This window comes from candidate division WOR-3 bacterium, from assembly GCA_016926475.1.
Lineage (GTDB): Bacteria > SDB-A > SDB-A > SDB-A > SDB-A > JAFGIG01.
The window spans coordinates 1-22,301 of the sequence record JAFGON010000029.1 but is presented as its reverse complement, the minus strand read 5'-3'; the positions used below and the strand labels follow the sequence as shown (position 1 = coordinate 22,301).

Below are 22,301 nucleotides of genomic sequence, written 5' to 3'. Positions count from 1 at the left end.
ACTTTTTTTTACAAAATATGCTTATCAACTCCTTCGGAAATTCTATTTTAGGGTTTGTATCCTGTCAACTGATTTTGACCTGAAATACTGCCGGTGAAAAAAATCAATTCAAAAAAAGTATTTTCCCGGCAAGAGGTTTCGAGTTCAGGATTGAAAGGATTAAATCTATGTCAAATTCACTCTCTCTCTCCCAAATAAAGCTGTAACCGTTTTCATGCGATTCAACCCAAGCTATCGCGACAAGCGAATTGTCCAGGACCAGCCCGATTTTTGATGCTTGAGGAAGAGCTTCGATTGCCGCGCTTGAAAATTCGGAAAACTCAATTTCAAGAGAAATTCTGTCTATGGCGCTGTATGAAATGTCCGCTCTGGCTATGCTGTCGGTTGAAAAATTCAGAATCGGCGCAGAAATGACCACGGGTTTGTAAGGAATCCCCGCGATATAGTCGATGCGGCTTCCATCTCCGTATTCCGCCTGTAGCAGATCGTTGTCCATCAAATATTTAGAAGGTTCTTCGACCCACTTCACTTCGCATACAGACCATTCGCCTTTCGATGTCAGCATTTTTTTTATGAAATCGAATTCCCTTTCGGAAAACAGTTCGACTTCCAAAATCTTTCTGAACGCCGAAATTTTTACGTTAGAACAACCAATGTTTCTGAGTCTTTGCGAAATTGAAAGAGTGTCGCTGAGATCTTCAGGTTCAATTTTCAGGAAATAGTAGAAAAGCGAAGGAGGGTGAATATCTTCTTCAATCCCCATGGAAGTTATCTCAAGGCTCCATAAAAAAGAAGAATCGGGGCTGTATGCTTTTATAGATTTAACTATTGTGTCGCTCGCTCCTACCACAATCAATCCAGACGTTATTATCTTGCCCAGAGGGTCAAGAAGGGGAAGGTTCGGCTTGAAGACAAAAGCATAATTCCCTGGTGATGACTTTTCGGTGTCGTAGATGAAATTGCTGTCCAGAAGGACGAGTTCCGTCTGAAAATAAAGATCTGAAAGGTCTGTTCTCGGGTATTCCTGCCATTTTCCCGAAACGAAATGGTATTCTCTTGACCCGATGCCGATAATCTCATCAGAAAATGCTTCCTGGGATGTGGATTTTGGCTTTAGGTGGACTTTGTCAGGGTATTGAAATCGTATGGAATAATCAAGTAATCCGTCGGGATACATTTCAAAACCTCTTCTCTGTATTCTGAAATCACCCATGAATCCGGAGACCATGAAAGTTTTCTGGACTGCTTCCAAAACTATGTTGGGGTTCACAGCCGTCTGATCTTCCACGGAATTCGGAGCGTTTTTAGGTCCGCATGAAGCAAGAACGGCGAGAACAATCAGGTTTGCAAGTTTTCTTTTGAAAATTTCACCGGATACAATTCTGAAAATTTCCATGTTTTTCTTTCCCCGTTTTTGTTTATCGTTATAATTTCAGGATCTTCAGAGAATTCCGCAATTACCTGAAGACACGCACCGCACGGAACAAATCCCTGATCCGAAGCCACGCACAATTTTTGGATTATTTTGCCTCCGGAGGCTACCATCGAAAATATCGCTGACCTCTCGGCGCAGACGGTCAGTCCAAATGAAGCGTTTTCCACGTTGCAGCCAGTGAAAACTCGACCGGCGGTATCTTCAAGTGCCGCTCCCACCTTTATCGAAGAATATGGCGAATAAGCCATCTCTTTGGCGATTACAGCTTTCGCGCAGATGTCCTCTGTAGTTTCATGCGATTTTTCCTTCCACCTGATTTCGTATATGTCCATCCGCCTGTCGGCGAGAGAGTTGTTTTCTTCGGTCACGTTTTTATCCAGGGCTAAATCAGGGTCTATTTCCTCTTCGAGTATCCCTTCCTCCAATCCTATAGACGACAGAACATCACCCTTCGGGGAGACGATTTGGGAATTCCCGGTGAAAACGTAGTCGTCTTTTCCCTCTCTCTCCCTTCCTATCCTGTTTGCAGTTGCTATGAAAACTCTGTTCGTGATTGCTCTTTCAATCATTGATCTTTGACACCATGGAAGAACGAGATTCGCGCAGTGGAGAAAAACCTGAGCTCCGTCGATGGTTCTCAGCCTGAACAATTCCGTGAAAAACCAGTCAAAGCAAATCAGAGGACAAAAAACGGCGTTCTTGAAAACCAGAAGCGGCGGCGGCGAGTCACCAGGTTTGAATATTCTTTTTTCCCTGGAAAAAAGATGAAGTTTATTGTAGACGGTTTTTTTTCCGTCAGGAGTGAAAATACCCGCTGAGTTGAAAAGGTCGTCTCCCTGTCTTTGTGCAAAACCAGCTACCAACATGCATTTCTTTTCACGCGACAACTCGGTGAAAACCTTAACGGTGGAGTTGTCTTCGGAGAATTCGTCCGCAAGTGGCAGCAAGGATTTTTTGTCTGGGTAGGCGTAACCCGTCGTGGCAAGCTCTGGGAGCACTACAACGTCACCGGTCGTCCTCTGAACCAGATCTTGAATTTTCCGAAGATTGGAGTCCTTTTCGCCCACCCTGGGGGCAAATTGGACAATACTCAATCTCACCATGAATTCATAATATCCGAATTTTTATCAAGCTTGATGGCAGGAGCGACAAAACTGACGTTCAAAGTAATTTTATCGTTGACAAGATATGTCATCTTGCCTCCAGACATTAGATAGTTGCCGGTGTGGTCGCCAAAATGCCTGACGAGAGAAAGGTCTATATCAACAAAAAGATTTTGCGATGGCATAAAAGATTTGGTTACGCCAGCCCACGAATACATTTCACCGTTTGATGATCCCATAAACCCCAAATTATAGGAAAGATCTCTGGAAGAAAAATAATCCCTTGGCGATATCAAATTTCCGTACGGTACAACAGGAGAAAACGTCTCACAAAACACTAAACCAGTATTCAAAAAAAGTATAAAAAAAGCAATTCCAAAAATTTTCATCTAAACCTCCATTTTTCAAATTCTAAAGCTCAAAACCACCCCTGTCAAATATCATTTTTCTTGATAAATGCACTTTGGTATAGTAATAGATGGATTAGAAAAGGAGGTGACATGTACAAAATATTCACAATAAACCCAGGCGCCACATCAACCAAAATCGGCCTCTACGAAGACGACAGACCTTTGTTTATTGAAGTCATAAGACACGAAGGAAACGAAATTTCGAAGTTCAACAGATCCGTTGACCAGTACCAATACAGAAAGAAAATAATACTGGAAACACTCAAGTCCCGAAAAGTCGACATATCAGGCTTTTCTGCCGTAATCGGCAGAGGGGGCCCTTTCAAACCGCTTTTGGGCGGTGTTTACGAAGTAAACGAAGCCATGATCGAAGACGTGATGAAAGGAGACGTCCAGGCGGAACACGTCTCTTTGATAGGCTGTCTTTTGGCCAAAGAAATCGCCCTTGAAGCAGATTGCCCGGCTTTTATAGCTGATCCTGTTTCTGTCGATGAATTCGAGGATCCGGCGAGATTGTCGGGTCTGCCGCAGCTGCCGAGAAAAAGTCTATCACACGCTTTGAACATGAAAATGGTCGGAAGAAAAGCGGCGGAAAAACTCGGCAAAAAATACGAAGAAGTGAACCTAATCATCGCCCACCTCGGAGGCGGGATTAGCATCTCCCCGCACAAAAAGGGAAAAATAATCGACGCGAACAACGCCAACGACGGAGGGCCTATGTCCCCTCAGCGAACTGGTTACCTACCCGCTACCGGACTTGTCAAAATGTGCTTCAGCGGAGAATATTCCGAAAAGGACATGATGAACATGATACTCAAAAAAGGTGGATTGACTGCTCATTTGGGCACCGACGACCTCAGAAAAGTGCTCAAAATGATCGACGACAACAACAGAGGTGCAAAAAAAGTATTTGAATCTCTTGTCTATCAGATAGCCAAAGAAATCGGCGCCATGTCCACCGCTCTCAAAGGCGATGTGGATGCTATAGTCGTCACCGGTGGAATGGCGCATCAAGAGGAATTGACAAAAAAGATCGAGGAATACGTGTCCTGGATAGCCCAAGTAATGGTGTTTCCCGGAGAAGATGAGCTTGAGGCTCTTGACCTGGCGGCTTTGATGGTCTTGAGAGGCGAGGTGAAACCTGCCAAATACGCCTGAGAAAAAAAACAAAACGGTCATTTTTCTCTCAGCTGGTGCTGTGATCTACGGAATAATCGCCTTGTGCGCCGGATCTTATTCAAACATACCGCAAGACATAGAATTAACCTCTTTCTATAAAAATTTCATTTCGATAAATAGAGGGTTGGTACTTAGCCTTGGCCTTTTTTTCATCGTCTCGGGAATATTTATTCTCCTGAAACGAAAATGGGCTCTGTCTCTGATTTTCTCCGCTTCTGTATTCCGAATATTTTTGCTTGTCATATCTCTTGTCATTACATTGTTGATGATAAACTCGCCTTCTTTTTCTCCGGAACCTGACATGAAACCCGGGACTTCCGATTGGATTGTCCTCTACATAATGCTCGCGGCTGTCTTTGTAATCGAAATATCGGTGCCTATAATCTTTTTATTTTTATCTTCTCTCAAAAGGGTGAAAGATTTCTTTGATTCACCTAAAAACGACGCCTCAAAAGGAATTGGTTGAAACCTTTTCTATATTCTGTTGATTGGACTGTTTAAAAGTATTAAATTATGAAAAAGCGAAATAAACACAACACAGGGAGGATACTTGAACACTAAAGAACTCATCGCGCTCGAAGAAAAATTCGGAGCTCACAACTACCACCCGCTCGACGTCGTAATCGAAAAGGGGCAGGGAGTATGGGTCTGGGATGTCGAAGGAAAAAAATACATGGATTTTCTCGCCGCTTATTCAGCGCTAAACCAGGGTCATTGCCATCCTCGGTTGGTCAAAATCTTAGGAGAGCAAGCGTCGAAATTGACATTGACCTCAAGGGCTTTCAGAAATGACAAACTGCCTTTGTTCTATGAACAGTGCAACAAAATGACCGGTTACGATTCGATTTTACCAATGAATTCAGGGGCAGAAGCCGTTGAAACCGCTGTTAAAGTCACGAGAAAATGGGGTTACGATGTTAAAGGGGTCAAATCCGAAAAGGCAAAAATCATCGTCAGCGCCAACAATTTTCACGGAAGAACGGTGACGATAATTGGCTTTTCTACAGAACCCCTCTACAAAGAAGGATTCGGTCCTTTCACCGAAGGTTTTGAAATAATTCCATTCGGAGACATAAAAGCGTTGGAGAAAGCCATCGACGAGAACACGGTCGCTTTCATGACCGAGCCCATACAGGGCGAAGCGGGAATCATAATCCCTCCGAACGGTTTTCTCAAGGAAGCTCAAGAGTTATGCAGAAAAAACAACATACTTTTCGTTCTCGACGAAATTCAATCCGGTCTTGGAAGAACGGGAAAACTTTTCGCCTACCAGCACGAAGAAGGAGTTTTGCCGGACGGAATCATTGTTGGGAAAGCCCTTTCGGGTGGTTTTTATCCCGTTTCCGCTTTCATGACGAGAAAAGAAATAATGGGTGTAATAAAACCGGGTTCTCACGGCAGCACTTTCGGCGGAAGCCCACTCGCCGCTTCCATAGCCACGGAAGCCCTCAAGATAATAACCGATGAAGATCTTCCGGGGAATTCAGAGAGGATGGGCGCTTACCTTTTGGACAATTTGAATAAGATGAAAATTAAAAATCTCAAGGAAATCAGAGGAAAAGGCTTGTGGATAGGGCTTGAACTGAATGAAAACGTCAGGGATAAAGCAGAAGCCCTGAAAGAAAACGGTATCCTCTGCAAAGAGACCCATGTCACTACTTTACGTTTTGCCCCCCCTCTCGTGATAGACAAAGAGGAAGTTGACTGGGCTCTTGAAAGGATTTCAATGGTACTTGAATAAAAAGGAGTCACTATGCCAGCTGCTCAGGTTGTCGCCGTGATAATGGGTGGAGGAAAAGGCACTCGCCTTTTTCCTCTGACTTTAGTGAGATCAAAGCCTGCAGTTCCTTTCGGAGGAAAATACAGACTCGTTGATATTCCCATTTCCAATTGTCTGAACTCGAGGTTCAACAAAATTTTTGTGCTGACCCAGTACAATTCAGAATCTCTCAACCGGCATATAAATGAAACCTACCAATTCGATTCTTTCAGCAGAGGTTTTGTCTCACTTCTAGCAGCCGAGCAGACACCAGAAAAGAGCGACTGGTTCCAGGGAACCGCAGATGCGGTCAGACAGAGTCTCAAACACATACGCGCTCAAAGGCCCCAATACGTCCTGATATTGTCCGGAGATCAGCTCTATCATTTGGATTTCAGGGAACTACTCAAATTCCACCAAGAGCACGAAGCCCAAATAACCATCGCGACAATTCCTGTTGAAAAGGAAAAAGCCCAATCGTTCGGCATCATGAAAATCGCAGAAAACTCCAGAATCACTGAATTCAAGGAAAAACCTGACAGCCAACAACTCGAAACGTTGAAAAGCGCCGGTTCGGAAGGAAAAGAATATCTTGCGAGCATGGGTATATACCTCTTCGACTACTCCTGCCTTGAAAAGATACTCCTCGAATCCGAATTCATCGATTTCGGAAAACACCTGATCCCGGAATCCATTAAAACTCTGAAGGTTTTCGGTTATGTCTTCAAAGGTTTTTGGGACGACATCGGCACGATAGACTCTTTTTTCAAATCGAACATATCACTGACCGACATACTCCCCCCCTTTTCCCTCTACGACGAGATAAATCACCCTGTCTATTTCCGCAGAAGGTATATACCGCCGGCTAAAGTCAGGTCTTCCAGGATTGACGAGAGCATTATTTCAGACGGAGCGATTATAGAAGGTGCGACCATAATTAAATCCTTGATCGGAATAAGGTCATACATAAAAAAAGACACAACGCTCATTAACTCGGTTGTTTTTGGAAACGACTTCTACCAGATTGAAGCTGAAAAAGAACTTCTATCCATAGGAAATTCATGCCACATAGAACGAGCGATAATCGATAAAAACGTCATAATAGGAGATCATGTAGTGATAAGGGACCATAAAGACGAAGAGGATTTCAAAGGGGATCTTTTTTGGATAAGAGACGGTATTACTGTTGTGAAAAAAGAAGCCGTAATACCATCCCATACAGTGATATAAAGGAGGGAATTTGGACCTTTTCAGAGAGCTCAAAGAGAGAGGTTTCATATACCAGACAACCGATGAAGAAAATTTAAAGAACATTCTCAACGAGGAATGCAACACTTACTATTGCGGATTCGATCCGACCGCCAAAAGCTTGCACATAGGAAATCTACTCCCTCTCATGGCTCTTTCATGGCTGAAAATGCGCAAAAACACTGTCATCGCAGTCGTAGGGGGAGCTACCGGTTCCGTAGGAGACCCTTCCGGAAAAACCGAAACGAGAAACCTGCTTGACAAAAACTCTATTCAGGACAACTGTTTTAGTATTTCATCCCAAATAGACTCGTTTCTATCGCGTGAAAAGGGAGACCACAAAATACTCAACAACATGGACTGGTTTAAAGACAAAAATTTCATAGAATTCCTTCGGGAGGTAGGCCCGTTGTTTTCTGTGAATAAAATGCTCTCAGCCGAATCGGTTAAATCGCGGCTCGAATCAAACACTGGAATCACTTTTCTCGAATTCACCTACATGCTCCTGCAGGCATACGATTTTCTCTACCTAAACGAAAATCACGGATGCCGGATTCAGATAGGCGGACAGGATCAATGGGGCAACATAGTCGCCGGAACAGATCTGGTGAGAAGGCTTAAATCTAAGCATGTGCTCGGTTTCACGATTCCTCTTCTTCTCAACGAATCCGGTGAAAAATTCGGAAAATCCGTTAAGGGCAGTGTATGGCTTTCAAAAGATCTCGTTTCGCCCTATGAATACTACCAATACTGGAGAAACATACCAGACTCAATGGTTGATGAGGCTTTGAAAAAATTCACTTTTTTGCCTCTTGAAGAGATAAAAGAATTGACCAACGAAAAGATTTGTCCCGTGAACAGAGCTAAAGAGATATTGGGTTTTGAGGCGACCCTTATACTGCACGGTTTAGAAAGCGCTTCACAAGCTTATTCTTCTTCGGTAAGGGAATTCGGCTCAGCTGACAGAGAAAAAAGAGTCAGGACGAGTTCATCGATACTCTTTGCCGAATCCAAAGACGCCGAAATACCTTCTTATGAAATCTCCAAAACAGAACTATCCCATGGCATTGACATAGTATCTCTTTTAGTCTCATCTTCCCTTTCTCCGAGCCGTTCTGAAGCGAGAAGAGCCTTATCCCAGGGTGGCGTGTTTATCAATGACAAAAAAATCGTAGAGTTCGACCATAAAATTGAATTAAAAGACATTGAAGGTCAAAACGCTATTTTAAGAGTCGGAAAAAAGAAGAGAAAAAAAATAATCGTATCGAACTGAAACCCAATTTTCCTTCTATGGTCATTAACGGAAAAAAAACCAAAATTGCTTTTGTCCACCAAAACCCTCACCCTGCTCACGCGGCTTGGGCTAAAAGCGTCGGCGCGAAATTTATTTATTTCAGAGGCAACAGAAAGCTCCGCGAAAGAGGAAATAAGCATTTGCTTTTAAATCTCCTGAGGACTAAATTCATCTTTTGCAAACCTGACGTAATTATTTCTGAAGGGGGAGCGCCTCTTTCCCCTTCGATCGTAATGCACAACTTTTCTACAAACGCTAAAATAATACTCATAATGGCCGACGAAACCGGTATTTACGTCAGAGAAAACAAGGATATTTACTCCAGAGACACCAGAGCTTTTCTCTCCATGGTTGACGGAGCGATTAGCGTTTCCGGCTTGACGACAGAAACCTTTGAAGGTCTTGTCCCGCAAAGCGTCAAAATCAAAACAGTCAGGCCTTCTATCGGGGATATTTTCATAAGACAATCCCGCTTCGCATCGGGTGTTTTAAGGCGGCGTAACACCATCTGCATCGTCTCTAAGGGCGGTAAAAGAGGGCTGATGGATAAAATTCCCGGATGGCTCGACGACTGTTTCCGCATCATGAAAAAGACGATACCCGACCTGGAAATAAAAATAGCAGGCACACAGGAATCTTCTTTAAAATTTGCAAACATCCGGCATCTCGGAATAGTCAAATACACCGACATGCCGAAACTCTACCGAGAGACCGGCATCCTTTTTCATTTTCCCTTTTTTGATCCTTTCCCCGTGTCCGTAATGGAGGCTCTATCTTGCGGATGCCCGGTTATTGTTGGTAAAGGATGCGGTAACTACGAATACTTCAAGGAAAAAAATTGGAACGAGCTGACATGCGATGAGGACGATCCTGTAACTGTTTCGCAAAAAGCCCTGGAAATTCTCAACGGCAGCATCACTCCCGACAGATTTCGCCTTTTTTCCGACGTTGTCGCAAAAGAACTCTCTCCAAGCGCCAGTTCGGCATATTTCAGAAAATCTCTTGAAGATATTTTAAAGCAATGAAAATAGCCTACGACATGACAAACCCTTATTCACCCGGAGCGACCGGCATTGGTACATACGCCAAATCTTTGGCTGAATCGATGATATTTCTCCATCCCGAAAACAGGTATTTTCTCTGTGTTAGGGACAGCCGGTTGAAAAAAATCATCAGAGATCCGGAATCTTTCAAAAAAAACAGGCTTTTCGGGCACAATGTCTCCCACCATGTATGTTTAAAAGGATTCCTGTTGCCTTACAGACATCCGGAGATATGGCATGGACTCGACGTATGGCTCCCGGACAAATACACGGGGAAATCCAAACTGGTATTAACCGTTCATGATCTGGTTGTATTTTCTCATCCTGAAATGCTCAGCCCCAATTATGTCAAGGCTATCAAAAAGAAATTTGTGAGATATTTTGAATCTGTAGTCCCCGACGCGGTTATAGCCATTTCCGAACAGACTGCCGAGGAAATAAAAACTTATTTTCCGTCAGCGGATAATAGAACTTACACTGTCCATCAGGGTGTTTCTGACTTCTGGCGGCCAAAAGAGAGTTCACACCCTTTTCAAGAAAGATTCAAGTATTTTCTTTTTGTCAGCACTTTGGAACCGAGAAAAAATTTCAGCGCCGCCCGTAAGGCTTTTCTTGAACTCAACATGCCAGGAATCAAACTCGTCGTAGTCGGCAAGAACAACGGAGAAGACCAACGTCTTTTGGGTGGCAAAAACATTGTATGGCTTGGATATTGCGACAGAGAATTTATCCGGACTCTCTACAATCACTCTCTTGGACTCTTATTCACCTCGGCTTATGAAGGCTTTGGGCTTCCCCCTCTTGAAGCCCTCGCTTGCAACTGTCCTGTGATAGCGGAAAATACTTTGCCTTGCTCCAAATTCCTTCCCCCAGAGTTTACCGTCGACAGCCGGGACACCGAAAAAATGACAGAAAAAATGAAAGCCCTTGTTGATTTGAAAAACAGAAAAAAGCTTCACCTTGTCGTCAAAGACCTTACATGGATAAACACCGCGAAGAAAACATTCGAAATTTACAAAAAAGTTCTCGCGAATTAATGAAGGAAAGTTTTTATATTTCCCTATTTATGTATATTCCGCAATCTACTTTTTTCTCAAAGCGTTTCTGATGTATGTCCAGTGCCAGGACAGATGAAAAAAAGCAATTACCGACATGACGGTAGCAGTTTCAACATGCCAATAGAGTACTTTGGAAGCGAAAAAGGGAATTTTTCCGGTATTAACCCCAAAAATTAGAATCAGACCAAGGGTCAAAGAAACGAAAAACGAAATGAAAAGCGCGACATTCCAAATTTTAATGTGTGTCGGTTTTGAAATGGCTTTTTTTCTCACCGACAAAAGTGATAAAAAATAAAGAAACGTCATAATCAAAACTATGGGTAATATTTTATATTTTCGGGTTATAGGCTTTGTCTCACGGGGAGTATTCTGAATATTGACCTGGGACGTCCCGGAGTCTTTCAAAGTATCTTCACTACCCGGTAAGACTGGCGATAGTGTCTCATTGGCAGCAGTCCCGCTATTTTCAGCCGAATTTTCTTCAAGGGTATTGACAACAGAATCGGCAATGACTGCCGGAGCGTCTTCTGCAGGGTTTTGAGAAAGGATTCTCTCATGCGGAGGTAGTTGAGAAAAGTCACAGATCCGGTCGGAATCCGAATCTAAAAATCCGCTGCAAAGCCCCGTGCAATTAACCTGTTTGTAGGGACAAGAGTTCCATATCTGGCTGATTGCGAAAATTAAAAAAAGTAACGTCATAGAAATCTCTACTCAGATTTCACTGCCGTGAAATGGTTTACTCCGTTTCTCAAAATTTGAAAAAGAAGCGGGTCGCTTCTGCCGCTGTAGACTTCTTGGGCTTTTATGTAGTCTGAGAGGTTCTCTATCGTTATATCTCCTACTTTGACGATTATGTCCCTTTCTGATAAATCTGCCCTGCTCGCGGGAGATCCGCCGTGTATTCCAGTTATGTACACCGCCCTTCCCCCGAGACCGAGATCAGCCGTCCTTTTCTCGTCCAGTTCGCCGGTTTCAATGCCGAGCCAGGGCCAATTCTGCGCTGGCAATTCGCTGTTCGCCTGAGACTTTTGTATAAATTCTTCGAGAACAACTTCAAAACTGAGTTCGTGAGACCCCCTCCTCACGGAAAGAGAAACTCTGTCGCCGGGTTTTCTCTGGGAAATATCTATTCTGAAATTGTTTAAATTTTCCACGTAGTTCTGGTCGATTTCAAAGATGATATCGCCTATCCTTATTCCCGCTTTGTCAGAGGGCGAATTCTCAATTACATCGGTGACTATCACTCCGGAACGCAAATCATCCGCGCCCATGGCAATTTTCAAGTCGTGGGTCAAGTTTTCCATCATTATTCCAATGTAAGACCTTGTCACTTTCCCGTTTTCAATCAGTTCATCGGCAATTCTCGAAGCCATGTTCATGGGTATAGCGAATCCAATTCCTATGCTGACGCCCGTCGGGGAAGTTATGGCGGTGTTTATTCCCACGACATTTCCCTGTATGTCGAGCAGGGGACCTCCGGAGTTTCCCGGATTTATCGAAGCGTCCGTCTGTATGAAATACTGGTAGGAAGGTCCTTCCGGCAGAGGTATTTCGCTTCTTCCGACAGCGCTTATCACGCCTGCCGTCACAGTCTGCGAAAAACCGAGAGGCGAACCAATCGCTATCACCCATTGGCCCGGCTTTATTTCGTCGGAATTTCCCTTTTCAATGTAAGGGAGGTTTTCTTCTGCTTTTATTTTCAGCACCGCCAGATCCGTCTGCGGATCCGTCCCGATGAGTTCAACCTCATTGCCTTCAAACACTCTTCCGTCTGGCAATACTACCGAGAGCCTGTAGCTTCCTCCTACTATGTGGTTGTTCGTCAAAACATACCCTTCGGGAGAAAAGATAAACCCGCTTCCTTCGGATTTTTCGTATCTCTCGCCTTTTCTCAATTCAGGTTCTACTCCTCCAAAGTTTCCGGGTCCGAAAAAACCGAAAGGGTCAAAACCGAACGGAGAGAAGCCGAAAGGGTTTACGGAATATGTGAATTCGGTCCTTTTTTCTGCTATGACGCTGACGACAGCGGGTATTGATTTTTCAACAGCCCTCGAGAACGATAATTCAATTTGCAAATTTTCATCCGTATTCACGCTTTGCTGGCTCTTGAGCTCCGTTCCCGTCAAAAAAAGGTTCCAGAGTACCAGGGAGAAAAAAATCGCGTAAGAAGATTTTGCAAAACAATCTTTCATCTTTATCCTCCGCGTCAAATTATCTTTACAAAAAACCAATTTATGCTTTAAATATTAAAAATATAGGAATTCTTTTTCCTGTCAACCTGGAAATAAGCGACGAGAGGATGGTTTGATACAAGAGAGATTCATTGAGACTTGCAAGAAAAATCCTTCAAAAATCGCCATTGCCGATCTTTTTTCCAAAAAACGTTTAAGCTTCCAAAAATCTCTCGTAGCGGTCTATGCTCTGTCAAGTGAGTTCGGCAAACTCGACGACAGTTTTATCGGAGTGCTTTTACCAACCTCTTCTGCCTGCGCCCTGACGTCAGTTTCGCTTTTAGCGGCGGGTAAAATACCCGTCATGATAAACTATTCCACCGGCGCTCAACACAACACATCTTACGCTATGAACAAGCTGGGTTTTTCAAACACAATAACATCCAAAACATTTTTGGAAAAAATTGAATGTCCTGAAATTGACGGCATGGTTTTCATTGAGGACATTTTAACAAAGATAAAAACCAGGGACAAAATTAAATATTTCCTAAAATCGAAATTTCCTCTCTCGGTTGTTTTAAGTGATTTTCACTCATCCGGCGAGGAAGACATTGCCGTCATACTCTTCACGAGCGGAAGCGAAAAAGAACCCAAAGCCGTTCAGCTCTCTCACAAAAACATTTTGTCGAACGTTTTCACCTGCGCGGATAGGCTGAAAATACAAAAAGAAGATGTTTTCATGAATATCCTGCCACCTTTTCATGTGTTCGGATTTAACGTCAACCTGATAATGCCCCTGGTTCTGGGTTGTAAAAGTTTGACTTACCCGAACCCTCTCGAATACAAAAACATCTCAAAAATAATCAAGGAAGAAAAACCGACTGTAATCGCCGGATCTCCCTATTTTCTCGCCAACTATTCAAAATACTCTCAGACCGGTGATTTTTCTTCTTTGAGAATTGTGATATCTGGAGCAGACAAAGCGCCTTCCTGGCTTTTCGACGAATACTCGGAAAAACATGGGATAACGCTGCTCGAAGGTTACGGGACAACCGAGACCAGCCCGGTTATTTCTGTCAACACCCCGGATGAGAACAAAAGGGGTAGCATCGGAAAACCTCTTCCAAATCTCGAATTGGAAATAAGAGGAATCCAGTCCGAAGACAAAATGCCCGTTGGAGAAAACGGCAAAATATTCGTCAAAGGCGATTCGGTGATGTCGGGTTACTACGACGATCTCGAAGCGACTTCTTTCAGGATAAGAGACGGTTGGTACGACACAGGCGACATAGGAAAACTGGACACGGATGGCTATCTATGGCATATCGGCAGGTTGAAGAGGTTCGTCAAAATTGGCGGAGAAATGATCTCCCTCGTCATGATAGAAAACGCGATTGAAAAAATTCTCGGTCCCGGCACTGATTGCTGCGTCGTGGAAATTCCAGACAAAAAGATAGGTTCGAGAATCGTCGCGGTTCTTTCTGAAGAAATTGACATTTCGGGTTTGAAAGGCGAATTGTCTCAAATTTTACCAAACATAGCCATTCCAAGAGAAATAATCCGCATTGAAAACATGCCGAAAATGGGCAGCGGTAAAAACGATTTCCGAGAAATAACTGACATGGTAAAAAAAATGGGGCTCAATCTCTGATCAGCGGCTTTTTCCCCAAAGAAAAGAAGTTGAACCCGATGTCGTAGATTTTTTTCCCATCCAAAATATTTCTTCCGTCGAACAGAAAAGACGGATGAGACATATTTTTGTAAATCTTAAAATAGTCAAGATTCTTGAACTCTCCCCATTCGGTCATGACCGCAATGGCGTGTGCTCCTTCGGTGGCTTCGTATGGGTCATCGGTGAGATGAATCTTTTCAGCGTCTTTGCCGAAAGCTAATCTGGCGTTTCTTAGAGCTTTGGGGTCCGTCAGCCACACATCAGCCGTCTCGGCAAGAAGTTTTTTGACAATAAAAATTGCCGGAGATTCTCTCGTGTCGTCGGTCTTTGCTTTAAAAGCAAGGCCGAAAACCGCGATTTTTTTTTCTGCCATTGTGTTGAACATAGACCTGAGCATGGTGAGAAAAAACCTCTCCTGCTGGTATTCGTTTATCGAAAGGACATTTTCCCAGTATTTCGCCGTCTCGTGAAGAGAATAGTTTTCGCAAATGTACACGAGATTCAAAATGTCCTTTTTAAAGCATGAACCGCCGAAGCCGACACTGGGAGACAGAAATTTCGAACCGATTCTCGTGTCGAGCCCGACGGCCTTTGAAATCTCTGATATATCCGCTCCAGTTGCCTCGCAAAGAGGAGTAATTGAATTGATAGATGAAATCCTCTGCGCCAAAAAAGCGTTAGCGATGAGCTTTGAAAGTTCTGAGCTCCAGATATTGCCTTTGATTATTTTTTCCTTCGGCACCCATTTTTCGTATATGTCCGCTATTTCATCTCTCGCCTTCAAAGCTTCAGGAGAGTCTTCCGAACCGATTAAAATTCTGTCCGGGAATTCCAAATCCTGGATTGCAGTTCCTTCTGCCAAAAACTCAGGGTTCGATATCACTTCGAACTTCAATTTCTTTTCGTTGGATTGTAGTATTTTTTTCATGGCTTCAGCTGTTTTGACCGGAAGGGTGCTCTTTTCAACGACAATCTTACCTTTGTCGGAATACTTCAGAATGTCCCTCGCTGTCTTCTCCCAAAACTGCAGGTCAACGCACTTACCCGCTCCTTCGCCAAAGTTTTTGGTAGGCGTGTTCACCGATACGAATACGATGTCGGCTTCTTTGATGGCGCTTTTGACGTCGTTGATGAAAAAAAGATTTCTCCCTCTCGCCTTTTTTACGGTTTCGAGCAGCTCAGGCTCGTAAATAGGCAGGTCGTCGGTGTTCCACTTGGCGATTTTTTCCCTGTCTATGTCAGTTACCAAAACTTTGTAATCTTCGCATTTTTCAGCTATGACAGACATGGTGACCCCGCCTACATAACCGGCTCCTATACAGGCAACAGTTTTTTTATACAAAGGAAACCCCTCTTTTTACAAGAAAGCCCCGCAAAAGCGGGGCTATGTCTTATGACAGAATTTTCTATCTTTTTCTGGATTTAGCCCCTTTTACGGTTTTTTTCGAGATTTTAGCCCTGACAATTTTTTTGGCTTTTTTCCCTTCAGCTTTTTTCACTGTTTTCTTTTTGGGAGGGCTTTTTTTGATTTTTTTCTCAGCGGTTTTTTTGACAGAACTCTTCTTTTTTGAAGTGGCCATTGTCTTCTTAACCGGAGTTTTTGGTTTTACCTTCTTTGAAACCTTTTTGACGGTTTTGGCTGATTTTTTTACCGGAGCTGCTTTATGCTCGGAATTGACCTCTACAGCCTGAGCCGCGGCAAGCCTGGCTATGGGAACTCTGAGAGGTGAACAGGAGACGTAATTCATGCCGACCTCATCGCAGAAATATATAGAAGCGGGATCTCCTCCATGCTCGCCGCATATTCCGATTTTAAGATCTTTCTTTTCCCCTCTTCCAAGAGAAACAGCGATTTTTATCATCTTTCCGATGCCAACTTTGTCGAGAGTCTGGAAAGGGTCTTTTTCGTAAATTCCCATCCCTACGTAATCGCCGAGAAATTTACCCGCGTCGTCTCTGGAAAAACCGGCGCCCATTTGTGTCAGGTCGTTTGTCCCGAAAGAGAAGAAATCGGCGTACCTTGCAATTTCATCAGCCGTCAAAGCGGCTCTGGGAACCTCTATCATGGTTCCGATGAGATATTTTACGTAACCGGCTTTGATTTCTTTTTCCTTGAAAACGTCTTCGATAACTTTCTGAGCTATTTCTCTTGAAAGTTTCAACTCCCTGTAATCTCCCACGAGCGGTATCATAATTTCCGGAAGAGTTTCGATGCCTTTCTCTTTTCTGACCTCTATCGCCGCTTCAATTATCGCTCTTACCTGCATCTTGGTTATTTCAGGATAAGTCAATCCAAGCCTGCAGCCCCTGTGTCCCAACATCGGATTCTGTTCGTGCAGGTCTTCAGATATCTGTCTGATTTTATCAACCGACAGTCCTGTCTCCGAAGCGAGGGCTTCCATGTCCTTAATCTCTTTGGGCAAAAATTCATGAAGAGGAGGGTCTAAAAGCCTTATTGTTGCCGGTCTGCCTTCGAGCGCTTCAAAAATTCCAACAAAGTCGTTTTTTTGAAACGGGAGCAATTCGTCGAGGGCTTTATTGTATGCTGTGAGTGAAAAATCATGCTGTTTTCTGAGTTCTATCTGTTCGTTTTCCCCCGCTTTTCCTATCAACTTTTCAAGGCGTTTTGATTCGTAGGCGAAAAGAATCAGCCTTCTGAAAGCGTTTATCCTTCCCTCCGCGAAAAACATGTGCTCTGTCCTGCAAAGGCCAATGCCTTCGGCTCCCAGTGAAACTGCTTTTCGAGTGTCCTGGGGGGAGTCTGAATTGGTTCGGATTTTCAACCTTCTCATATCGTCTGCCCACTTCATTATGGTCTTGAAATCGTCAGACATCTCCGTCGATCTGGTTGGGATAACGCCTTCATAGACATACCCGGTAGAACCGTCTATTGAAATGTTGTCTCCCTCGGTGAAAAGTTTTCCCGCAATTTTCATGCTTTTTTCAGCATAATTTATGTTGACGTCATCTGCTCCGACGACGCAGCATTTTCCCCATCCTCTCGCGACGACCGCGGCATGACTCGTCATCCCTCCGACTGAAGTCAGTATTCCGTTCGCTTTGTGCATTCCCGCGACATCTTCAGGGCTGGTCTCAACTCTGCACAGTATCACTTTTTTGCCCTCTTCCGCCCACTTGACAGCATCGGCGGCGGTGAAAACAACCTGACCGACCGCCGCGCCAGGCGAAGCCGGCAAACCCTTGGTCAGAGGGGAGGCTTTTTTCAAGTCTTCTTCAGCGAAAGATGGATGCAGGAGCTGATCGATGTAATCCGCGTTTATTCTCATGATAGCTTCTTTTTTCGAAATGAGCTTTTCTTCGACCATTTCTTTGGCTATTTTGACGGCTGAAGTTCCGTTTCTTTTTCCGTTTCTCGTCTGGAGCATGAAGAGTTTGCCCTGTTCTATAGTGAATTCAAGGTCCTGCATGTCTCTGTAGTGCTTTTCGAGCCTATCGCAGATTTTTACGAGTTCGGCGTAATTTTTAGGCAGTATATTCTCCAGCTCTATTATCGGCAGAGGGGTTCTTATTCCCGCGACGACATCTTCCCCCTGGGCGTTGATCAGGAATTCTCCTTGAATTTCTTTTTTCCCTGTTCCGGCGTCTCTCGTGAAGCACACCCCGGTTCCTGAAGACTCTCCCATGTTTCCGAAAACCATTGCTTGAACGTTGACGCCTGTTCCGAGAAGATTCTTTATATCGTGAATTTCTCTGTATTTCAAAGCTCTTTCGTTGTTCCAGGATTCGAGCACCGCGTCTATTGCTTTGTAGAGCTGATCCTTGGGGTTTTTGGGGAAATCCTCTTTGGTGAACTTCTTGTAAATTTCTTTGAATCCATGGACGACTTCCTTGAGCTCCTCAGACGTCAGTTCAATGTCCTGCTTTTTGCCGTATTGAGCTTTCACCCTTTTTAGTTCGTCTTCAAAAGACGAATGAGGTACCCCCATCACGACATCTCCGAACATCTGGATAAACCGCCTGTAGGAATCCCATGCAAACCTCGGGTTGTCTGTCAAGCTCGCAATAGCAGACAAAGTGTCTTCGTTGAGACCTATGTTTAGCACAGTGTCCATCATCCCCGGCATGGAGACGGCGGCGCCTGACCTCACCGACACGAGTAAGGGATTTATGTGGTCTCCAAATTTTTTTCCCGTTACCTTTTCGAGTTTTTTCAAATTGTCTTCGATTTCCTGCGACAGTCCGGCAGGCCATTTTTTCCCGCCATTGTAGTAGAGTTGGCAGACAATCGCCGATACGGTGAAACCAGGAGGAACGGGGAGACCGATGTTGGTCATCTCGGCTAAATTCGCGCCCTTGCCTCCAAGATAATCTTTCATTTTTGCATTTCCGTCAGCTTTGCCTTTGCCGAAAAAATAGACTAGTTTTCCGGTCTTCTTTTTCATTTTTTTCTTATCTGGCATGCATTTCCTCCTTGAATTTGCATTACAAGTTAAAATTAAGTCCTATTTTGTGGCTGTATCCGAGGTCTTTCATCGGGACAAAAGAATAATCCAGCGAAATCTTCTGAAGGAAGAATCCGGCTCCGAAACTCATACCGGACATCAGGTCGTTTGAATCGCCTGTCTTGTATTCGGTCCCTTTTGTCGAATAACCGGCTCTGAGAGCTATCATTTTGTAGGGTTTGATTTCCCCGCCAAAGGCAAAAATAAATCTGGCGTCGGAGGCCTTTGAAAAGTCCGCGTTGAGTGCGTAAAAATCACGTGCAAAAGACACTCCGCCCGTGAACTTCAGCGGCAGTGGGTCTTTTTCTTCGTCGTAAGCTTTAATCGTCAGGCCTATGTTTTCAACACAAGCGCCTATTGAAAAACCATTGATTTCCGGAAATCTGTAGATTCCTCCCGCGCTGAATGAAAACACCGCCGCGTTGTATTCATCAACCGAACTGTAGAGAAATTTCGCGCCTAAACCCGCGCTGAAATTCGGGTTTATATCCTTCGCAAGAACAAGTCCGGGCATGATTATTGAGTAGGAAAACTCTCCCAGGACGTTTCCCTGCTGGTCGGTTTTTTCTATGCCTGGAGAAGAAAGATAGTCCATTGAACCGGACAGATTACCAAAGGAATGGGGTTGGGTATAAGATAAAGAACCGGTGTGAGTTGAGAGCATCAAGTAACAGTATGATGTGCTTAAAAACTTCTCAGATCCTGAAAACGAGGCTGGGTTTATTCCATAGGATTCATCTCCCGCCACACCCGTCCTCGACATCGCCACTGATTTTGCCGAACCGGTGATTTTTAGAAAGCTAAATCCGCTTGTTCCCGCTCCTGAATATGGCTCTGTGGCAAAAACAGAAGCTGATAAAAAAATCGCCGAAAAAGCTGAAAAAAATAAAGTCTTCATACAATCCTCCAAAATTGCTGGAATTCTCATTCTAACTACATTATATCGGATAAAAAAGCAACTTTTTTTTGTATAAAAAAACGCTCCGAATGAAATTTTTCTCGACCTTTTGACCTGTTCCATGTTAGTTTTTAGAAAATTCTAATCTGGTGAGGTGAAGATGGAAAAAGCTCTTCTTTCAGGAAACGAAGCGGTCGCAAGAGGCGCTTTCGAGGCAGATGTCAAAGTTGCCGCAGCGTATCCCGGCACTCCTTCAACCGAAATTTTAGAAAATATCGCCCAATACGGCGAAATCTACAAAGAGTGGTCGGTAAACGAGAAGGTCGCTCTCGAAGTAGCCGCCGGAGCTTCAATGGCTGGAGCGAGGGCGATCTGCGCAATGAAACACGTCGGTCTCAACGTAGCCGCAGATCCACTGTTTTCTATGAGTTACATAGGTGCTACGGGAGGGTTTATTGTCGTATCGGCTGATGATCCGGGAATGCACTCTTCACAAAACGAACAGGACAACCGTCATTACGCGAGAGCGGCAAAAATCCCCTGCCTTGAACCGTCCGACAGCCAGGAATCCAAAGATTTTGTCGCAATAGGAATGGAAATGTCCGAAAAGTATGATACGCCCGTTCTGCTAAGAATGACAACGCGCGTATGTCACTCAAAAACAGTAGTTAAAATATCTGATAAAAAGCAATGGGCTAATATTGAGTATTTAAAAGACATAAAAAAAAGAATTATAGTCCCTGCTCACGCAAAAGTCAGGCATGCAGTCGTCGAAGAGCGGACAAAAAAATTAATCGAATTCGCCAAAAAGACAAAATTAAACAAAAAACCTTCAAAAAAATCGAATTTTTTGGTCATAGCTTCAGGAATTTCTCTCTACTACGCCAAAGAAGCTCTTCCGGAAATGGATTTTTTTAAAATTGGCTTGAGCTGGCCCCTCAACCTTGAAGCGATAAAAGAGACGACAAAAAATTACAAAAAGGTCTATGTGGTCGAAGAAAATGATCCTTTCATCGAAAACGAGCTCAAAACAGCCGGTATAAAAGTAATCGGCAAGGACGTTTTCCCACAAGTAGACGAACTCGACCAGGAAAAGATAGCTATCGCTTTAAAAAAAGACACAGCCCTAAAAGTCCCGGTAAAAGGACTTCCCCCCCGCCCACCGGCTCTCTGTCCCGGTTGTCCACACACCGGAATTTTCTACGCTTTATCAAAATTGAAACTCCCCGCCACAGGCGACATAGGATGCTATACCCTTGGAGCGTTCCCTCCTCTCAACGCCCTCGACACGACAGTATGTATGGGGGCATCCATAACAAACGCCCATGGAATTGAAAAAGCCGAGGTTGGAGAGCTAAGTAAAAAAATTGTCGCGGTCATAGGTGATTCGACGTTTTTCCACAGTGGTTTGACGGGTTTGGCCAACATGGTCTACAACAGGAGCAAAGGTATAGTGGTGATCCTCGACAATTCAACCACAGCTATGACAGGTCACCAGGGTCACCCGGGAACAGGCAAGACCCTTCATTACGGAGATCAGGAAATTATAGACATTTACGCAGTTGTTTCAGCTCTCGGGGTCAAGGATATTCACAAAGTTGACCCGCATGATATTCCTTCTGTCAAAGAAGCTTTCAAAAAAGCTCTCGCATTTGACGGCATCTCTGTCATAATCGCTAAAAGACCATGTATTTTTCTCGTTCCAAACCGTTCTTACGGAAAAGTATATTCTGTCAACACTGAAAAATGCATAGGTTGCAAAATATGCGTGGAACTCGGATGTCCGGCTATTTCATTCAAAAACCGAAAATCAATCATAAATCCCTTTCTGTGCGTCGGGTGCGGTCTATGCGCTTCTTTGTGCCCCACAAAAGCTATAACATTCCAGGGAGGAGCCAATGCATAAGAATATCATGATAGCGGGGGTTGGCGGACAAGGTATAATCGTCGCGGCTGATATAATCGCCCTTGCGGCTATCCATTCGGGATACGACGTCAAAAAAAGCGAAATTCACGGCATGTCTCAAAGAGGCGGAAGCGTGACGTCATCTGTAAAATTCGCGAAGAAAGTTTTGTCTCCCGTGATAACATCCGGTGAAGCTGATATTCTGCTTTCATTCGAACTTCTCGAGTCTCTCAGACAAATCCATTTTCTTAAAGACGGTGGATTTTTGGCCGTCAACAACATGAAAATCGACCCTTTGCCCGTAGCGGTCGGAAATTTCGAATACCCGCCGGATATAAAGGAAAGGCTGTTGTCTATTGTCGGCGAAAAAAACGTTCTTTTCGTGGACGCCCTGGATTCGGTCAAAAGCATAGGCGATGTGAGGACGATGAACGTCTTTCTAATAGGCGCGATTTCCTCGAAAATTCCCCAGATAAAAAGCGTTTCCTGGGAGAAGGCGATAAGAGAGAGATTGCCTGAAAAGGCTTTCGATAAAAACATAAAAGCGTTTGAAATGGGTAAAAATTCCAGATAAAAAAATGGTTGCGGGAGAGGGATTTGAACCCTCGGCCTCTGGGTTATGAGCCCAGCGAGCTACCACTGCTCCATCCCGCGACGTAAAT

The 22,301-nt window shown here is 44.1% G+C and carries 18 protein-coding genes and 1 tRNA gene; 10 read left to right on the top strand and 9 right to left on the bottom strand.

Annotated features, from left to right (window positions below; translation table 11 throughout):
- Nucleotides 1-103 precede the first annotated feature (103 nt).
- Genes JXA84_03005 through JXA84_02995 form a run of 3 tightly spaced genes read right to left on the bottom strand, consistent with a single transcriptional unit; the run spans nt 104 to nt 2,927 of the window.
- Nucleotides 104-1,396, bottom strand: a complete 1,293-nt coding sequence (locus JXA84_03005; GenBank protein MBN1150172.1) for a hypothetical protein — start codon at nt 1,394-1,396, stop codon at nt 104-106.
- Nucleotides 1,339-2,538, bottom strand: coding sequence for a cytidine deaminase (cdd, locus tag JXA84_03000; protein ID MBN1150171.1), 1,200 nt, complete (start codon nt 2,536-2,538; stop codon nt 1,339-1,341). The genes JXA84_03005 and cdd overlap by 58 nt, the downstream gene beginning before the upstream one ends.
- A complete protein-coding gene (locus JXA84_02995) occupies nt 2,532-2,927 on the bottom strand; it encodes a hypothetical protein (GenBank protein MBN1150170.1) in 396 nt (131 codons plus the stop codon). Before JXA84_02995 ends, cdd begins: the two co-directional genes overlap by 7 nt.
- 111 nt (nt 2,928-3,038) lie before the next feature.
- On the opposite strand from JXA84_02995, the gene buk reads away from it, so the two are divergent.
- The 7 genes from buk to JXA84_02960 all read left to right on the top strand — a co-directional run bounded on the left by buk (nt 3,039) and on the right by JXA84_02960 (nt 10,508).
- Nucleotides 3,039-4,106 carry a butyrate kinase gene (gene buk / locus JXA84_02990; protein ID MBN1150169.1) on the top strand — a complete coding sequence of 356 codons (1,068 nt, stop codon included), beginning with the start codon at nt 3,039-3,041 and terminating at the stop codon, nt 4,104-4,106.
- Nucleotides 4,107-4,146: 40 nt separating this feature from the next.
- Complete coding sequence (locus JXA84_02985) at nt 4,147-4,593, top strand: hypothetical protein (protein MBN1150168.1); 447 nt, start codon at nt 4,147-4,149, stop codon at nt 4,591-4,593.
- Nucleotides 4,594-4,677: 84 nt separating this feature from the next.
- The gene (rocD, locus tag JXA84_02980) at nt 4,678-5,868 is read left to right on the top strand and encodes an ornithine--oxo-acid transaminase (GenBank protein ID MBN1150167.1); all 1,191 of its coding nucleotides are present in this window, start codon (nt 4,678-4,680) and stop codon (nt 5,866-5,868) included.
- A gap of 12 nt (nt 5,869-5,880) precedes the next feature.
- The gene (locus JXA84_02975; GenBank protein ID MBN1150166.1) at nt 5,881-7,116 is read left to right on the top strand and encodes a glucose-1-phosphate adenylyltransferase; all 1,236 of its coding nucleotides are present in this window, start codon (nt 5,881-5,883) and stop codon (nt 7,114-7,116) included.
- Nucleotides 7,117-7,126: 10 nt separating this feature from the next.
- Complete coding sequence (locus JXA84_02970; GenBank protein MBN1150165.1) at nt 7,127-8,407, top strand: tyrosine--tRNA ligase; 1,281 nt, start codon at nt 7,127-7,129, stop codon at nt 8,405-8,407.
- Between the two features lie 17 nt (nt 8,408-8,424).
- Nucleotides 8,425-9,453, top strand: coding sequence for a glycosyltransferase (locus tag JXA84_02965; GenBank protein MBN1150164.1), 1,029 nt, complete (start codon nt 8,425-8,427; stop codon nt 9,451-9,453).
- The gene (locus JXA84_02960) at nt 9,450-10,508 is read left to right on the top strand and encodes a glycosyltransferase family 4 protein (GenBank protein MBN1150163.1); all 1,059 of its coding nucleotides are present in this window, start codon (nt 9,450-9,452) and stop codon (nt 10,506-10,508) included. The genes JXA84_02965 and JXA84_02960 overlap by 4 nt, the downstream gene beginning before the upstream one ends.
- 45 nt (nt 10,509-10,553) lie before the next feature.
- Here JXA84_02960 and JXA84_02955 read toward each other — a convergent pair whose 3' ends face one another.
- Nucleotides 10,554-11,228, bottom strand: a complete 675-nt coding sequence (locus JXA84_02955; protein MBN1150162.1) for a hypothetical protein — start codon at nt 11,226-11,228, stop codon at nt 10,554-10,556.
- A gap of 8 nt (nt 11,229-11,236) precedes the next feature.
- Nucleotides 11,237-12,721 carry a trypsin-like peptidase domain-containing protein gene (locus JXA84_02950; protein MBN1150161.1) on the bottom strand — a complete coding sequence of 495 codons (1,485 nt, stop codon included), beginning with the start codon at nt 12,719-12,721 and terminating at the stop codon, nt 11,237-11,239.
- A 112-nt stretch (nt 12,722-12,833) separates the two neighbouring features.
- Here JXA84_02950 and JXA84_02945 point away from each other — a divergent pair, with 112 nt between their 5' ends.
- Nucleotides 12,834-14,351, top strand: coding sequence for an AMP-binding protein (locus JXA84_02945; GenBank protein ID MBN1150160.1), 1,518 nt, complete (start codon nt 12,834-12,836; stop codon nt 14,349-14,351).
- On the opposite strand, the gene JXA84_02940 is transcribed toward JXA84_02945, so the two are convergent.
- The 3 genes from JXA84_02940 to JXA84_02930 all read right to left on the bottom strand — a co-directional run bounded on the left by JXA84_02940 (nt 14,341) and on the right by JXA84_02930 (nt 19,733).
- On the bottom strand, nt 14,341-15,714 hold the full coding sequence (locus JXA84_02940) for a nucleotide sugar dehydrogenase (protein MBN1150159.1): 1,374 nt from the start codon (nt 15,712-15,714) through the stop codon (nt 14,341-14,343). The two genes, JXA84_02945 and JXA84_02940, sit on opposite strands and share 11 nt — an antisense overlap.
- Before the next feature lie 64 nt (nt 15,715-15,778).
- The gene (locus JXA84_02935; GenBank protein ID MBN1150158.1) at nt 15,779-18,775 is read right to left on the bottom strand and encodes a pyruvate, phosphate dikinase; all 2,997 of its coding nucleotides are present in this window, start codon (nt 18,773-18,775) and stop codon (nt 15,779-15,781) included.
- A 40-nt stretch (nt 18,776-18,815) separates the two neighbouring features.
- Nucleotides 18,816-19,733 (bottom strand): PorV/PorQ family protein, encoded by a 918-nt coding sequence (locus JXA84_02930; protein MBN1150157.1) that lies wholly within the window; start codon nt 19,731-19,733, stop codon nt 18,816-18,818.
- A gap of 160 nt (nt 19,734-19,893) precedes the next feature.
- On the opposite strand from JXA84_02930, the gene iorA reads away from it, so the two are divergent.
- Nucleotides 19,894-21,639 carry an indolepyruvate ferredoxin oxidoreductase subunit alpha gene (gene iorA / locus JXA84_02925; protein ID MBN1150156.1) on the top strand — a complete coding sequence of 582 codons (1,746 nt, stop codon included), beginning with the start codon at nt 19,894-19,896 and terminating at the stop codon, nt 21,637-21,639.
- Nucleotides 21,632-22,213, top strand: coding sequence for an indolepyruvate oxidoreductase subunit beta (locus JXA84_02920; GenBank protein MBN1150155.1), 582 nt, complete (start codon nt 21,632-21,634; stop codon nt 22,211-22,213). The genes iorA and JXA84_02920 overlap by 8 nt, the downstream gene beginning before the upstream one ends.
- A 5-nt stretch (nt 22,214-22,218) precedes the next feature.
- On the opposite strand, the gene JXA84_02915 is transcribed toward JXA84_02920, so the two are convergent.
- A tRNA-Met gene (locus JXA84_02915) sits at nt 22,219-22,293 on the bottom strand.
- Nucleotides 22,294-22,301: the final 8 nt, after the last annotated feature.

Excerpts from the sequence above, each read along its gene's own strand:
- JXA84_03005 (MBN1150172.1), bottom strand. The coding sequence starts at position 1,396 with ATGGAAATTTTCAGAATTGTATCCGGTGAAATTTTCAAAAGAAAACTT.
- buk (MBN1150169.1), top strand. The coding sequence starts at position 3,039 with ATGTACAAAATATTCACAATAAACCCAGGCGCCACATCAACCAAAATC.
- iorA (MBN1150156.1), top strand. The coding sequence starts at position 19,894 with ATGGAAAAAGCTCTTCTTTCAGGAAACGAAGCGGTCGCAAGAGGCGCT.
- JXA84_02975 (MBN1150166.1), top strand. The coding sequence starts at position 5,881 with ATGCCAGCTGCTCAGGTTGTCGCCGTGATAATGGGTGGAGGAAAAGGC.
- cdd (MBN1150171.1), bottom strand. The coding sequence starts at position 2,538 with ATGGTGAGATTGAGTATTGTCCAATTTGCCCCCAGGGTGGGCGAAAAG.
- JXA84_02965 (MBN1150164.1), top strand. The coding sequence starts at position 8,425 with ATGGTCATTAACGGAAAAAAAACCAAAATTGCTTTTGTCCACCAAAAC.
- JXA84_02995 (MBN1150170.1), bottom strand. The coding sequence starts at position 2,927 with ATGAAAATTTTTGGAATTGCTTTTTTTATACTTTTTTTGAATACTGGT.
- JXA84_02935 (MBN1150158.1), bottom strand. The coding sequence starts at position 18,775 with ATGAAAAAGAAGACCGGAAAACTAGTCTATTTTTTCGGCAAAGGCAAA.
- JXA84_02960 (MBN1150163.1), top strand. The coding sequence starts at position 9,450 with ATGAAAATAGCCTACGACATGACAAACCCTTATTCACCCGGAGCGACC.
- JXA84_02950 (MBN1150161.1), bottom strand. The coding sequence starts at position 12,721 with ATGAAAGATTGTTTTGCAAAATCTTCTTACGCGATTTTTTTCTCCCTG.
- JXA84_02930 (MBN1150157.1), bottom strand. The coding sequence starts at position 19,733 with ATGAAGACTTTATTTTTTTCAGCTTTTTCGGCGATTTTTTTATCAGCT.
- JXA84_02920 (MBN1150155.1), top strand. The coding sequence starts at position 21,632 with ATGCATAAGAATATCATGATAGCGGGGGTTGGCGGACAAGGTATAATC.
- JXA84_02955 (MBN1150162.1), bottom strand. The coding sequence starts at position 11,228 with ATGACGTTACTTTTTTTAATTTTCGCAATCAGCCAGATATGGAACTCT.